This window comes from Bradyrhizobium sp. CCGB01 (assembly GCF_024199795.1).
In the GTDB taxonomy this organism is placed as follows: Bacteria; Pseudomonadota; Alphaproteobacteria; order Rhizobiales; family Xanthobacteraceae; genus Bradyrhizobium.
Genome location: NZ_JANADK010000001.1, coordinates 2,158,290 through 2,171,876, shown reverse-complemented (window position 1 = coordinate 2,171,876; position 13,587 = coordinate 2,158,290). Strand labels below are relative to the sequence as shown.

The 13,587-nt window shown below is 61.2% G+C and carries 12 protein-coding genes; 2 read left to right on the top strand and 10 right to left on the bottom strand.

Features of this window, described 5'->3' with window-relative positions; genetic code table 11:
* Nucleotides 1-369: 369 nt before the first annotated feature.
* The 7 genes from NLM25_RS09770 to NLM25_RS09745 all read right to left on the bottom strand — a co-directional run bounded on the left by NLM25_RS09770 (nucleotide 370) and on the right by NLM25_RS09745 (nucleotide 7,122).
* Entirely contained in the window at nucleotides 370-840 is a 471-nt protein-coding gene (locus NLM25_RS09770) for a metallophosphoesterase family protein (RefSeq protein ID WP_254141144.1), read from the bottom strand.
* Nucleotides 841-2,089: 1,249 nt separating this feature from the next.
* Nucleotides 2,090-3,205 (bottom strand): DUF2336 domain-containing protein, encoded by a 1,116-nt coding sequence (locus NLM25_RS09765; protein ID WP_254136786.1) that lies wholly within the window; start codon nucleotides 3,203-3,205, stop codon nucleotides 2,090-2,092.
* Nucleotides 3,206-3,453: 248 nt separating this feature from the next.
* Nucleotides 3,454-3,714, bottom strand: a complete 261-nt coding sequence (locus tag NLM25_RS44405; protein WP_375167825.1) for a non-oxidative hydroxyarylic acid decarboxylases subunit D — start codon at nucleotides 3,712-3,714, stop codon at nucleotides 3,454-3,456.
* The gene (locus tag NLM25_RS09760) at nucleotides 3,711-5,138 is read right to left on the bottom strand and encodes a non-oxidative hydroxyarylic acid decarboxylases subunit C (protein ID WP_254136785.1); all 1,428 of its coding nucleotides are present in this window, start codon (nucleotides 5,136-5,138) and stop codon (nucleotides 3,711-3,713) included. The genes NLM25_RS44405 and NLM25_RS09760 overlap by 4 nt, the downstream gene beginning before the upstream one ends.
* A gap of 27 nt (nucleotides 5,139-5,165) precedes the next feature.
* Nucleotides 5,166-5,657, bottom strand: coding sequence for a pyridoxamine 5'-phosphate oxidase family protein (locus tag NLM25_RS09755; RefSeq protein WP_254136784.1), 492 nt, complete (start codon nucleotides 5,655-5,657; stop codon nucleotides 5,166-5,168).
* Nucleotides 5,654-6,280: a UbiX family flavin prenyltransferase gene (locus tag NLM25_RS09750; protein WP_254136783.1), complete on the bottom strand. Its 627-nt coding sequence runs from the start codon at nucleotides 6,278-6,280 to the stop codon at nucleotides 5,654-5,656. Before NLM25_RS09750 ends, NLM25_RS09755 begins: the two co-directional genes overlap by 4 nt.
* A gap of 656 nt (nucleotides 6,281-6,936) precedes the next feature.
* Nucleotides 6,937-7,122, bottom strand: a complete 186-nt coding sequence (locus NLM25_RS09745; protein ID WP_254116659.1) for a hypothetical protein — start codon at nucleotides 7,120-7,122, stop codon at nucleotides 6,937-6,939.
* Between the two features lie 237 nt (nucleotides 7,123-7,359).
* Here NLM25_RS09745 and NLM25_RS09740 point away from each other — a divergent pair, with 237 nt between their 5' ends.
* Nucleotides 7,360-7,740, top strand: coding sequence for a hypothetical protein (locus NLM25_RS09740; protein WP_254136782.1), 381 nt, complete (start codon nucleotides 7,360-7,362; stop codon nucleotides 7,738-7,740).
* A 104-nt stretch (nucleotides 7,741-7,844) separates the two neighbouring features.
* On the opposite strand, the gene NLM25_RS09735 is transcribed toward NLM25_RS09740, so the two are convergent.
* Together NLM25_RS09735 and NLM25_RS09730 are read right to left on the bottom strand one after the other, a co-directional pair.
* Complete coding sequence (locus NLM25_RS09735; protein WP_254116655.1) at nucleotides 7,845-10,361, bottom strand: arylsulfatase; 2,517 nt, start codon at nucleotides 10,359-10,361, stop codon at nucleotides 7,845-7,847.
* On the bottom strand, nucleotides 10,351-11,340 hold the full coding sequence (locus NLM25_RS09730; protein WP_254136781.1) for a formylglycine-generating enzyme family protein: 990 nt from the start codon (nucleotides 11,338-11,340) through the stop codon (nucleotides 10,351-10,353). Before NLM25_RS09730 ends, NLM25_RS09735 begins: the two co-directional genes overlap by 11 nt.
* Nucleotides 11,341-11,965: 625 nt before the next feature.
* Here NLM25_RS09730 and NLM25_RS09725 point away from each other — a divergent pair.
* Nucleotides 11,966-12,277, top strand: coding sequence for a hypothetical protein (locus NLM25_RS09725; RefSeq protein WP_254136780.1), 312 nt, complete (start codon nucleotides 11,966-11,968; stop codon nucleotides 12,275-12,277).
* A gap of 187 nt (nucleotides 12,278-12,464) precedes the next feature.
* Here NLM25_RS09725 and NLM25_RS09720 read toward each other — a convergent pair whose 3' ends face one another.
* Nucleotides 12,465-13,082: a hypothetical protein gene (locus tag NLM25_RS09720; RefSeq protein ID WP_254136779.1), complete on the bottom strand. Its 618-nt coding sequence runs from the start codon at nucleotides 13,080-13,082 to the stop codon at nucleotides 12,465-12,467.
* Nucleotides 13,083-13,587 lie beyond the last annotated feature (505 nt).

The window sequence follows — 13,587 nt, the reverse complement described above, 5'->3', positions numbered from 1 at the left end:
CAATCACGTCAGAGTGCGTCGATACTCGTACGGTCAGCAACGACGCACCTCCCGGAACACTAGGACTCGCTAGGCCACACCCGCCGCTGGACCGTGCGGCCGGTGAACCGATACAAACGATAGGCGGGCCGCATAGCGCGAATATTCGGCAGCTCCTTGACCCGAACACTGGCCGCGGTTGAAAACCGCCGTACGGCCTCGCCAGCGCCCTTCAGGGCCTAGACCACCGCCGTTTTCGGTATCCATTCTGGGCTCACCTTCCCGCTCATGACGGTCTGGTTGCAGGTTCGAGTCCTGCCGGGCTCACCAATAAAGCGCATTTCCGTTCGCATTGGTGACACTTCGATCGCAGGCGCATGCGTGTGGCTGTCACACGTTGCCGAGATCATGAATAACCGGTTGGAGAGCGCCAACCCGATCCAGATCGAGCGTTGCCAGCGTGATCGGCAGCTTGAAGCGCCTGCGCCCCGCACTTCCCGGGTTCAAGTAGAGCACGCCATCGACGGTCTCGATCGCGACGCGATGGGAGTGGCCCGATATCACGACATCGATCCCAAGCTCCTTCGGGTTGATCGCAAGCTGCTTGAGATCGTGCAAGACGTAGAGGCCGCGGCCGCCAAGACGCAACGTTTCGGTGTCAAGAAAGCGCCTCGCCCAGTCACCTGTGTCGACGTTCCCCCTGATGGCGGTCACAGGCGCGATCCGGTTAAGGCGGTCCACGATCTCCGGAGCGCCGATATCACCGGCGTGGATGATGTGGGACACGCCGGCGAGGCAGTGCTCCGCCTCCGGCCTCAACAGCCCATGCGTGTCCGAAATCACCCCAATCTTGAGCGTCATCTTGGATCGCGATTCACTGCAGGATATCCAGCGGGCCGATCTCTTCACCGTTCCGATTGGTGACGAGGATCGAAAGCAACGACCTTCGAGGATTACGTTCATAGTGCATACGACGGCCCGGCCATCTTAACGGATTCGAAGACTCATGAATTGAGTGCGCTGCCACCGCAATACATATTGCGCCGCCCCCCGTCAGCATATCATCGGGTTATCCCCGTGGTCGCAAACTCCACCCGGCCGCTCCGAGGGCGCCGGCGCAAATGCGTGGGAGGCCAGCGCCGCGCTCGACCGATCGCCCTCGATGCGAGGAATGCCGGCCCCCACGCTCTGCTCGGCGCGTCGATCGCTGGCGCGGTGCTCGCTCGCCACGAGCGGTGTGCCAGAGATTGTGGTGACGACCAGTCCGGTCAACAGGGCCTTGGACAGCACCAACCCGATGGGATTTCTGAATGATGTCATCGTCGCTTACACTTTTTTCGATTGGATGATCTCCCGCGAGGCAAGAGATCCAATCCAACATCCCTAGACGTGCGTTGCCCGACGCATATTCCCAAGTCACGGAGCTTCGGGATGCTGAGCAACCAAGCAAAGAACGATCGCTGCGACCTCGAACATCTGCATGTCGCGATCAGCGGGCCGGAATCCGACCATTCGGGTTTATCTTCAGATACTCACCGCGATCGGTGCTGAAGGCCGTGGTGTTGAGCAACGCCAGGGATTGCCCCATAAGCCCTGTCGGGCCCAAACCAGGGAGCCGCGCCGCCAGGGAGTTCGAGGCCCATTCTGCCTGCCGGCGTCAGCTCGCAGCCGTTCAACACATCCCTGTTGGGATATTGCGCCTGAAACAACGCTGGATTTGAATTCGCCCACGTCGGGCACTGGGCACTTGCAGAGCTTATCACGCCAATCGACATCATCGCTGCAATAATGGAAGTCCTGAATCCAGTCATAGTCGTACTCCGAACGGTTGTTGTTTTCGTGCGGAGCGTTCGTTGGCTGGAATCGGCTGCTCTGTTGAAAGCGTTTCCTAGAACTTTTTTGGACAGGGATTACGTAGGTATGCGCTTGAGAAAAGACACGCAGTGGAAAATCACGGCTGCGCGAACGACGCTCACCGTTGCGTGACCCGCACCCAGATCCACGCATGTATGAAGTCGGGATTACGGTGACGGTACACTCGATGATTCAGGCCGCTTGCGCGGGTTCGAAGGCTCATGAACTAAGTGCTCTATTACCGCAATTGCCGGTCCTAGATCATGCGCCGAGGCTGTCGAAACGGGCTACCGAAGACCTCCTCCTTTCGCGTTCGGTAGATGGTGACAACCTCCCGGCACGCTTTGACATTCAACCGGTGGAAATCGATCTTCAATTGATCGAGCTCGCCGGCGGTTATCCGGTAGTTGGTCGCGCCCAGGAACAACAGCGCCATCGTGGTGGGCCATGAGAAATCGAGAGACTTGGCCAGGATCAACACCGGCTCGCGATCCTTCTCGATCAATGCCCGTTCCGCGACATCGATTGGAAGCCGACAGAGCAACGACAGGGCAACGGTGGTCTCGTTGAACTTGAGAGAGTGAGCAAGTTCGAAGACCTTGTCTTCCGTCAACTCGCCTCTCTCGTGCAGCTTTGCCACCGTGCGTTTCGCCGTGAAGTAATCCTTCGACGCCGGGCCAAACCTGGCGTGAATGGCCCCGGTGACATCCACGACGACGCGGTGGACCTCGCTTTCGATATCCGGACGCTCCCTCTTCAGCTTCTGCCGCACCTCTTCGGAGGCTTTGGCGATCAACTGGTGGAAGAGATGTCGGGGAATATCCTTTCGAAGTCCCACCGACTCGGCGAGGATCGAATCCCCTTCCGACCGCCGCACCAGGTGCAGAAATCCGGATTTGGAGAGACTAGCCCCGGCGTTGGATGCGACCGAGGTTACGACCTCGGGAGATCCCCGCACCACCAGGACATCGGTGACCGCTTCCGGGACCGTTTGTCGCCTGGAGATTGCAAGCAAATGTTGCTGGCTCTTGTTCCTGGCACACGCAATCAATGTCTCGGTGTCAAGGCGCTCCGACTGACTGAGAATCGGCCAGGCGACATCGATGCAGTCGTCGCTTGCCATTTGCCGGGTCAACGCATAGGGCGCGTTTGGGCTGCATGCGAGCTTTCCTGCGAGCTTCGCCCGGGCGCTCGCTTCAATCTCCTGCGCGAGACGACCGATGACCTCGCCGAAAGTCCAGATCTGCTCCTCGGAATAAGTTCCGGCGATCAGGATGTCTGCCGCATGCCAGAGCGCCCGCAGACAACTCTCGGGGTTTCCTCTCGCAACTGCTTCGTCCAACTCGGCCAAGAATGACGTGATAGCAGCCATTGATGCGCTCGCAGTTTGAAAATGATCGAACGACAAAAGCGGATTTCAAAGGAATGGGCGATGACACCACTCAAGACCTGAACACGCGGTAAAACTATTCCCTCGCCTTGGATCGGGCATAAGGTCCGGCTAATCAGATCGATCGAATTTTAAATATTGCCTGACCTGGAGGCCGGCGCCCTCGCCGTTCCGCGAGTCTGGCGGCGCGAGCAACGTCGCCGCATGACGGGCTCGACCTTTCCGCCAACTCACAAGGACGGCCGGCGCCGCGGAACGGGCGGGACGACCTTCAGCCTCGCAAGATCCTCGGGGCGCAACCGAAAGGCGGCAGGATATTTCTCGGGATCTACATTCTCCTCGGGCTCGGTCGATCTCCAGGCATAGAAGCAGGTTGAACAACTGAAGATGGTCCAAACGCCGGCAACGGAAGATTTGCCAACTACCCCGAGCGTGGCCGATCGACACCGCGGGCATGCGGTCGGAGCAACGCGAACGCTGGTTACAGTCATTTGCGCATCTCCTTCACCAGGCCCGAGAGCTTCGTTTGCCACTGATCGGTGCCGAGCGGCCTGTCCAGCTCTTCGCCGTAATCGCCGCGGACATCCGGCGCGACGGGCGTGGTGGCATCGATGATCATCTTGGTGGCGATGCCTCCCGGGCTGCACGCCGGATCCAGCAGATTCTCCGCGAGGTTCGGGATGGTCACGATATCGCCCGCAGGATTGACCTTCACGGACATTGCCCACATCACCTGCTTGAGGTCGAACGGATCGACGTTTTCGTCGACGACGATCACTATTTTGGCGTAGCCGAGACCGTGTGTCGTGGTGAGGACGCGCAGGCCGACATATTTGGCGAACCCGCCGTAACGGATTTTGGTCGAGACGACGACCACCAGACCATGGGTGTAGAGTGCATTGACCGCGACGACCTCGGGAAAGGTCGACTTGATTTGAAGGAAGATCGGCGCACTCGTCGTCATGGCTTGCAGGAAATCGATCTCGGTCCACGGCCGCCCCACATAGACCGCGTCATAAACAGGATCCTTCCGGTGCGACACCCGGTCGATCTCGATCACCGGATATTTGTGACATCCCGAGTAGTAGCCGGGGAATTCGCCGAACGGCCCCTCGGTCTCGCGCCGTCCGCAAAGCACGCGTCCCTCCAGCACGTATTCGGAGCCCCAGGGAATATCCAGGCCTTTGGCGGTCTTGACCACCCGATAGGGCGCACCTTGCATCACGGCTGCCATCTTGTACTCGAGTTGATCGTAGAGCAGCGGTGTGGCGCCCATCAGGGTAATGATGGGTTCATTTCCCAGCGCGATCGCGACCGGCAGGTCCTCCCCCCGCTCTTCCGCGTGAGCCATGTGGATCGCAATGTCATGCTGCGGCACGGTCTGGATTCCCAGGCGGTTTCGTCCCTTGACCTGCAAGCGATATATTCCGACGTTCTCGACATCATCGTTGTTCCAGTCGTCGAGATCGCGGCTGATCGTGCAGGCCTTGTCGATGAAGTAGCCGCCATCGCCCCGGTTGAGACGAAACAGCGGCAGAAGCTCATAGAGGTTCACATCCTTGTCGACGACAACTTCCTGCCAGGGCGCGTTCTCGACGCGCTCCAGCGTACCCGGATAGAGCTGAAAACGCCGGACGAACTCGAAAAACTGATCGCGCATGCTGGCGTCCTTGTCCATGCCGAGCGCGAGAGCGTGGTTGCACCACGATCCATGTACATTCATCGCGACCCGAGCGCTGCTGAAGCCAGCGATCTTGTCGAAATAGATTGCGGGACTCTCCTCGCCAATCTGCGTGAGGGCGCAGGCTGCGGCCGCCATATCAGGCTCGGGGAGAACCTGATCATGGATGCGCAGCAATTGCCGCTCCTGCTCGAGCACCGACAGGAATTCACGGAGATCCTTGTAGGCTCGCATCGTTGCCCCACTCTGCTGAAACGGGTTTCAAGCTGACCTCAAAGCGGCAATCTGCCTTTGCCAGCGCGGGAGCACGGCCTGGGGATCATGCAGCGCAAAGGTCACCCCGGTCGTCACGCTTGCGTAGGGCGCCACATGGTGGCGCACCGTTTCGACTTCTCCTTCGAAGAACGCCAGCGGCACCTGCGGAGAGGAATGAGCAAGCCGCCGACAGCGGAGCCTCAACTCGCACATCCCCCCATCGATCGAAAGCGCAATCGCCAACCGCCCGTCGCGTTCAAGATTGGACGTCATGCCCGATTGCGGGAACAGCGCAAGGCGGATGCGGCCGGAGGGCGTCACCAGCATGTCGCCGGCACTCAGCAGAGCGGCGCGAGGCCATCCGTCGGCATCGACCGTCGACAGACGCAGTGCCTGCGTCTTCGTGAGCAGTTCGGTGCCATCGAGATAACGCGCCAGTGCATCGGGAATCCTGCTGCTGCTCGCTGGAGCCGTGTAAGTGTGCTCGGCTTCCTTCATTCCGCACCTCCTCCCCCGGAGACGACCCGCGGCTCTGCGGAACGCGAAGGCAATTCGTTGGCCCGGCGCATGCCGTCCCATCGCTTGAGTTTCTGAAACTCCAGTCCAAAAAGGTCCAGTATGCGACCGACCGTGTGATCGACGAGATCATCAATGGTTTTCGGATTGCCGTAGAACGCCGGGACGGGCGGCGCGATGATCGCCCCCATGCGGCTCAGCGCCAACATATTTTCGAGATGTATGTCGTTGAGCGGTGTCTCCCGGGTCAGCAAAACCAGGCGACGCCGCTCCTTGAGCGCGACGTCGGCCGCCCGGACGATCAGTTCGTGAGCAAATCCATAGCGGATTGCCGCCAGCGTCTTCATGCTGCACGGCGCGATAATCATGCCATCGTGGCGAAACGAACCGCTTGCGATCGATGCACCCTGGTTATCGCGCGAATGGATAACTGAGGCGGTGGATGCGAGCTCGCGAGCGGAAAGCCCGGTTTCCTTGGCGATCGTGACTTCAGCCCACCGGCTCAGAACCAGGTGGGTCTCTACTTCCAGTTCGCGAAGCGCGACGAGCAGGCGCGCGCCATACACGGCACCAGTGGCTCCTGTCATTGCAACGACAATACGCATCGCCGCCGGCCTCCTGGAGGAGCCCCCGCCGCGACCGGCTCCCGGGAATAAAGAAACTATACAATTTCAGGTGGCGCCTTGCAACGACGCCACTGCCAATGGGCCGAGACAGGCAGATGTGATCTTTTTCAGAGGTTCGAGTCCTGCCGGGCCCACCACGCTTCGCCCAGCGGGCTACGCGTGGTGCAGCCGAGCGGAGAACGAGCGGGCGAAGCGTGATGTCCGGCGTAGCTTGAACGCAGTGAGAGCGAAGACGGACGAACTGCTGCGAACGCGTGAACCGCACCTATCGCCCACCACCGCAAGAACCAAGTCGTCAGTTGGGCGTTATCTCCGCACCATGGAGCCGTTTCGCGGAGGTCGAATGATGGACCCCAATCGAGCAGCCTTGGTCCTATGTGCTATCGCTCTGGCCATCGCCATTGGAGCAGCGGTCACGTCAGATCGCGTCGACACGCGTACGGCCAGCATCGACGCACCTCCCGGGACAATAGGACTAGCTCGGCCGCACCCGCCGCTGGACCGCGCGGCCGGTGAACCGATACAAACGGTAGGGGGCGCGCCTGGCGCGCATATTCGGCAGCGCCCCTGACCGAACACCGCGGCCCTTCGGGGCCGGATCGTGCTCTAGCTGAATCGATCGACGAGGCCTGCGCTCATGCCACTGCGCCAAGCCATGGCAGCCCTTGCGCCTCCACGTCGACCAGCTCATTCAGCTCCGCTTCCAGGTCCAACACGATATCGCGAAGCAGAGTCGCCGCCACCGGGTCTGTCGTTTCAAGCGCCATCAAACGAAAGCGCTCGACCTCGTGCCAGCGCTCCTTCCACTCGCTGTCAGTCATGGCTCCCCCATGCGCTGATCCCCCAGCGGGCACCGGTATAGGCTCCTCAAACTGTGAAGTTATTACGGCACGATGGGGCAGAGTCCCTGTCTCAACTCCGCCGGCGGCGGGCAAGGTGAGCACAGGGCAGATGCCGGGCCGGTCGGGAACGGGCGCCGTCCGAGCGTTGAACCGAAGTGACGCGCCGGCCGACCTATGAATTGGTGTCCGGCGGACCACCTTGGAATGAGGTGCCCGATGTCAAAATCAAAAGAGCTTGCCGACCGAGCCCTCGCGTTTGAAAAACGCGCTGCGACGGCGACCGATTTTTCGTCACGAGAACACTATCGTGAGATGGCCGCTCACTGCCGCGCGCTGTCCATCGAGCATCGCGAAGTCGAACAATTGCAAAAGCTTTCCCAGGCTGGATTTGAACAGCAGGCAAGGAGGAGCAGCCTCCCCTCATTTCAAAATGCTGATAGACCAGCCTATCGGCGCGCCATGGCGGTGGGCATCGCGCTCTGCGTCGCTTTTGTCGCTGTCAGCTTCTCATTGCGGCCGCAGCCGGCTGACGATCGCGTGCTGGTCAAGGCGGATCGCCTCACGCGGACCGCTGGCGATCCATCCAAGGTGAGATAGCCCGCCCCTGCTGTCTCTCCGCTCGATGGTGGATTCGGCAGCTTGATCGGTGCGGATGAGTCCGCGGACATTCTTCAATGTCCGCAGACTCGATGGCGCTCGAACTAGTCGCTTGCCCTGATCCGGGCGTGCTGGATGATCCGCTGCTCGTCGCTCGAGACCTGCGTCGGTCCAAGCTTGAACGTCAGCTTGTCGATCTTGCCGGTGAACTGGAACGGCAGCTTGTAGCTGTCATCCACTCCGGTGCGGGTATCCACGCCGACGTCAAACGACTCGTCGATCGCCATGATGAACGAGATCGAGTGCGGGATCGACTGGCGGGAAACCTCCTTGCCGTCGACCGACAGCACGCCGGTGCCGCCCTTGCCGTAGCCGGGCCCGTCATACTTGAAATCGAACGCGATGCTGTGCTTGCCGGGTTTGAGCGCAGTGCCCAACCAGTCGCGCGCGCCCACGCCCGATTCCCAGCGGTATCGCTTCAAATCCAGCATGTTGTAGACAAAGACCGGCTTGCCCTTCAGCAGATAGAGGCCATAGCCGCTGAAGCGACCGCCGAGCGTCACGATCATTCCCTCAGCCCCGCCCTGCGGGACGGTGATGTCGGCGGTTATCCTGTAGTCCTTGTTCATGATGTTGGGGGCGTTGCCGTCGGGGATGCCGGGATTGATGCCCTTGTATGTGAATTCGGTTCGCCCCGCGGTCGCACTCGGACGCGGCGTCGTCAGACGCGGCAGGACCGAATTATCCAGCGGCAAGACCTGGTACTTGTCCGCTTCGCCCAGGAACAGCGTCTGAAGCTCCTTCAGCTTGTCGGGATTGCTGGCTGCGAGGTCATTGGCTTGCGAGAAATCGTCGACGATATTGTAAAGCTCCCATTTGTAATTGGTGACGTCAGGCAGCTTTGCCGTTCCCAACAGCCATGGCGGCGCGGGCGGCGTGGTGCATGCATACCAACCGTCGTGGTAGATGCCGCGGTTCGCGAACATCTCGAAATACTGCGTGGTGCGCTTTGACGGCGCGTTCGCGTTCGACTGGTCGAACGTATAGGCCATGCTCACGCCCTCGATGGGCTTCTGTGCGATTCCGTTCACGGTCGCGGGCGCCGCGACGCCCGTGGCTTCCAGGATCGTCGGCACGATATCGATGATGTGATGGAACTGGGATCGAATGCCGCCGACGTCCTTGATGTGGCCGGGCCATGAGATAGCCATGCCCTGCCTGGTGCCGCCGAAATGCGACGCCACCTGCTTGGTCCACTTGAACGGGGTATCGAAGGCCCATGACCATGCCACCGACATATGCGGGTAGGTCTTGTCGGAGCCCCAGTTCTCGTAGTGCAGCATCAGCTCGACTTCCGGCAGCTTCAGAACGCCGTTATAGGCGGTCATCTGGTTCGGCGTGCCCTCGAGCGTGCCTTCCGCGCTGGTGCCGTTGTCGCCGCTGATGTAGATGATCAGCGTGTTGTCGAGCTTGCCCATGTCCTCGACCGCCTGGATGACGCGGCCGATCTCATTGTCGGTGTAGGCCGCGTAGGCGGCAAACACTTCGGCTTCGCGCGCATACAGCTTCTTCTGGATGAGCGAGAGCGAGTCCCACTTCGGCAGGGTATCCGGCCAGGGCGTGAGCGCCGTGTTCGCGGGGATGACCCCGAGGCGCTTCTGGTTGGCGAAGATCTGCTCGCGCAGCTTCTCCCAGCCCATGTCGAACTTGCCCTTGAACTTCTCGATCCATTCCTTTTTCGGCTGGTGCGGCGAATGGGTGCCGCCAGGGACGTAATAGACAAAGAACGGCTTGTCGGGCGCTGCCGCGTTCAGCCCGTTCATGTAGTTGATGGCCTCATCCGCCATGTCGGTGATGAGGTTGTAGCCGGTCTTGCCGATCCATGGGTAAACCTGGGTCGTGTTCTTGAAAAGATAGGGTGTCCACTGGTCGGTCTCGCCGCCCATGAAGCCGTAGAAATATTCGAATCCCATGCCGATCGGCCATTGGTCGAATGGCCCTGCGGCGCTGTAGAGATAGGTCGGCGTGTTGTGGTTCTTGCCGAACCACGAGGTGGCAAATCCGTTGTCCCGCAGGATGGTCCCGATCGTGGCACTCTCCTGGCCAATGACCGAGTTGTAGCCGGGATAGCCGGTCGACATTTCGCCGATCACGCCATACCCGACCGAATGGTGGTTGCGGCCGGTGATCAGCGCCGCCCGCGTCGGCGAGCAGAGCGCCGTCGAGTGAAACTGCGTATAGCGCAGGCCGGCCTTGGCGACGCGGTCCATCGCCGGGGTCGGAACGACACCGCCGAACGTGCCGGACACGCCATAACCCTGGTCGTCGGTCATGATCAGCAACACGTTCGGGGCACCCTTGGGCGGCGCGACGGACGGCGGCCAGTATGGTTTTGAGTCCTTGGCCTCCTCCTTGATCACGCCGCCGAACTTTGGAGGTTCGGGTGGAAGCTGCTTGCCATCGAGCGTCATCGTGGCGCTGGGCGTACCCGGTGTGCCGGTGATCTGCTGCGCCGCCGCCGGCGCAGCGAGAAGACCCGGCAAAGCAACGAGCAATGTTGCAAGACCGGAGGCCAACAGCAATTTTTGGCTCGGTCGCCAACTGCGCCGTTCATCGTTCATGACGTTTCTCCCGTTTGATGCAGCGGAATCCAACGTGACTGGTCGACGTATCGACCGGCTCGGCATGGCGTGCCGCCGGCCGGTAGCGGCGGCAATAATTGGGAGCGCACAGATGCGATCCACCCTTGAGCACCTTGCGCGGAATCCTGATGCCGGGCGTGCACGGGTCGTAGCTCAGCTCTTCGCGGCCGCCGCGCGGATTCTCCGGGATGCAACAGGCCTTTGGCGCATCGGCTTCGTGCTTCGCCGTGTACCAATCGGTGGTCCATTCCCAGACATTGCCGATCATGTCGTGGAGGCCATAACCGTTCGGCGGAAACGCCGTCACCGGCGATGTGCCTGCATACCCGTCGGTCGCCAGATTCTCGTGCGGAAACTCGCCCTGCCAGGTATTGGCCAACTGACGCCCGCCGGGTGCGAACATCTCGCCCCAGGCGAACTCGGCTCCGTCAAGGCCGCCGCGTGCGGCGAATTCCCACTCGGCCTCGGTCGGCAATTCCTTGCCCGCCCAGTTGGCGTAGGCCTGGGCATCCCGAAAGGCGACATGCACGACCGGGTGCTCGTGCAGTCCGCGGATCGAGCTGCCGGGTCCGTAAGGCCGTCGCCAGTTGGCGCCAAACCTGAACGTCCACCATTGGCCCCAATTGCACAGATCGACGCTCCGTTTCGGCGCGACAAACGCGAGAGAACCCGCCTTGAGCATATGCGGCAGCGCGCCCGGATAGTCCTTTGGATCCGGCGCCGTTTCGGCAAGCGTGACATGGCCGGTTGCCTCAACGAACTGCCGGAATTGCCGGTTGGTCACGGGCGCGCGGTCCATCCAGAATCCATCGACGGTCACGCGATGAACGGGCGCTTCCTCGGGATAGTGTCGATCCGACCCCATGCGAAACGTGCCGCCGGGAACGTAGAGCATGGCGCCGTCGCCAGACTGCAGCTGTTCATGATCAGATGACGAATTCGCATCGGCAAGGGTCATGACTGCTCCGAAGACGCATCCCTGTTGCCAGTCACCGGTCCGGGCTGAAACTTGGCCTAACCCTCACCCGATGCTGGATGGACCGGCAGCGGGACGCATTCGTTGACCTAAATCAAGCCACCGCTGCGCTGTCCGCGATCCGGGCGCGCAACGCGACGTCGCACGCTGATGCCTGCGTCTCGAAGCCTTCCTTTCGTCGATCTCTCAATAACAGGGCGGATAAGCCGCAGGCCGGACGCGCGTCGTAAGGCGCAGCCACTCTCGCTTCCAGGCGAGAGGTCGGGCATCGAGATGTGCAATATCGGTTGCAGTTAACGCCGCGTGGCGTCTGCAGGATCAAAAACGCGCGCTGGAATTAAACGTGATGGGCTTGTAGTCTTATCGCAGGGTGATGCTTCAACTACCTCCACAAGCATCACACTAGCACAATCTTAGAATGAGGGCCAGCCATGGTCATTATTCGTTCTGTGCCGCTACACGGCTACGGCGCGGCCTGCATTCTTGGAATTCCGAAATCACGCGATGGGGCTGGCTGTCGGAGACGATCTCCGCTGTCGATCGGCAGATTATTCTCGCGACTTCCAGCGTTATTCGAGACTCTTCAATCATCCGGCGCCGGAGGCCTATGATGCATCGCAACGTCGTTACGCCTATTCATCTGCTTGCTGGCGCTGTTCTCCTCGCGGCATCGATCGGAGGTTCACCTCACGCCGACCTGACGGTATCCGTCGCCCAAGCCGCGGAAGAAGTGCCGAAGGAGATGCTTGCTGCGCAGATCCGCACGCAGGGCTTTGCCTGCGAGAAGGCAGTCCAGGCCACAAAAGATGCCAAGCGCTCCAAGGCCGATCATGCCGTCTGGGTGCTGAAATGCAGCAACGCCACCTACAGGGTCAGCCGCGCTCCGGATATGGCAGCGAAGGTGGAGCCGTTGAAATAGGCGAATTCCGGCCACGCCCATACAGGACACTGTTTCACGCGCAATGTGCATCAGCGCGGTGTTGCGATCCTTTTATTGTCTCCGTCTTAGCCTTCACGGTATCGCTGGTTGATTTTGCGCGAGAGGTTCGCATTGCGCTGCGCGTCGAGCTCCGCCGTCGGCTGAGGCGGGATGAGTATCTCGCGCCCTACGATGGCGCCGGCCTTGGGGTCAGCACGGCCCACCGAATGGTTCGACTCGCGCTCAAGACGGAGAGAAGCCCGAAAGCCATCAGCAGCATGCCAAGCCAGGTCCAGCCCTGCCCGCCATCGCCGGCCTCGGCGGTGGAAAGGGCGAGCGGAGTCGCTGAGGCGGCAACCACGTCGCTGGCGGCCGGCGTGGCAGCCAGGAGTGCCTCCACGTCGATCTGGACGTCGATTTGGCGCGGCGTGATCCCGTTGGCCGTGAGCCGATCGTTTTTGGAGAGGGGGACCGGCGACACGCGGGTCGCGGTCCCGGTCGCAAGGACGGGACCGGCATCAACCACCTGTACGGGCGCGGACGGGCCCGGCCGGGACGTATCCTCGGGTGCGGAGCGCTGCAGCTCCGCGCGCGCATCCGCCACCGCCTTCCGCCTGGGCGCGGTGGGCCTGTTCTCTTCGGCCTTGGCGACACGATCTTTGGCGGCGCGATGTCTGGCGGCGCGATAGCGAACCGACTCCTTCGCCCTCCCGACCCCTTCGGCGACCTGGAACCAGCATCTGCGCCGGCCTTCCAGGCGATAGACCCAGTGCTGGCCGTCGGCCGACTTGCCGGGCCGTGACAAGCACCCAACTTCCGCTGACGCGGGCGCAGGGGCAGGGGCAGGCGCGGGATCGGCGTTGAAGAATGCGGAAAATGTGTTCGACGACGCAGACGTCGTCGAAAGACCGGCAAGACATGCAAAAGCGGCAAAACAAATTCGCAAATGACCGGACATGGAAACCCCCGGTGTTGCGCCCCTGGCCGGCCACGAGCCTTGGCCGCGATTTGGGTCGCAATGCGACTTGAATCCGGCAACGGCGAGGATTCATTTTGGCCGCAGGCGAGATGATCGCGCAGACAAAGGGGGATTGACGCAAAGGCTGTAACCGCAGCCAAACGGATGTAGCCGATGTTACGGCTGCCACCCGAAGCGCCATATCCGAACTGACGACTGGGCATTCGACCTTCCCGGGATGACATTCTGTCCGGAGCGCAGAACCCGTCCGATCGCGCGAAGCGATTGCGATGAGGGAGGCTACGATGGATTTTTCGCGGATGTCGGATGGAATCCGGCTGCATCACGCCTC

What these genes read in the sequence shown, in the direction of transcription:
- NLM25_RS09740 (WP_254136782.1), top strand. Translation starts at nt 7,360, where the DNA reads ATGTCAAAATCAAAAGAGCTTGCCGACCGAGCCCTCGCGTTTGAAAAA.
- NLM25_RS09750 (WP_254136783.1), bottom strand. Translation starts at nt 6,280, where the DNA reads ATGCGTATTGTCGTTGCAATGACAGGAGCCACTGGTGCCGTGTATGGC.
- NLM25_RS09745 (WP_254116659.1), bottom strand. Translation starts at nt 7,122, where the DNA reads ATGACTGACAGCGAGTGGAAGGAGCGCTGGCACGAGGTCGAGCGCTTT.
- NLM25_RS44405 (WP_375167825.1), bottom strand. Translation starts at nt 3,714, where the DNA reads ATGACTGTAACCAGCGTTCGCGTTGCTCCGACCGCATGCCCGCGGTGT.
- NLM25_RS09725 (WP_254136780.1), top strand. Translation starts at nt 11,966, where the DNA reads ATGATGCATCGCAACGTCGTTACGCCTATTCATCTGCTTGCTGGCGCT.
- NLM25_RS09770 (WP_254141144.1), bottom strand. Translation starts at nt 840, where the DNA reads ATGACGCTCAAGATTGGGGTGATTTCGGACACGCATGGGCTGTTGAGG.
- NLM25_RS09730 (WP_254136781.1), bottom strand. Translation starts at nt 11,340, where the DNA reads ATGACCCTTGCCGATGCGAATTCGTCATCTGATCATGAACAGCTGCAG.
- NLM25_RS09765 (WP_254136786.1), bottom strand. Translation starts at nt 3,205, where the DNA reads ATGGCTGCTATCACGTCATTCTTGGCCGAGTTGGACGAAGCAGTTGCG.
- NLM25_RS09760 (WP_254136785.1), bottom strand. Translation starts at nt 5,138, where the DNA reads ATGCGAGCCTACAAGGATCTCCGTGAATTCCTGTCGGTGCTCGAGCAG.
- NLM25_RS09735 (WP_254116655.1), bottom strand. Translation starts at nt 10,361, where the DNA reads ATGAACGATGAACGGCGCAGTTGGCGACCGAGCCAAAAATTGCTGTTG.
- NLM25_RS09755 (WP_254136784.1), bottom strand. Translation starts at nt 5,657, where the DNA reads ATGAAGGAAGCCGAGCACACTTACACGGCTCCAGCGAGCAGCAGCAGG.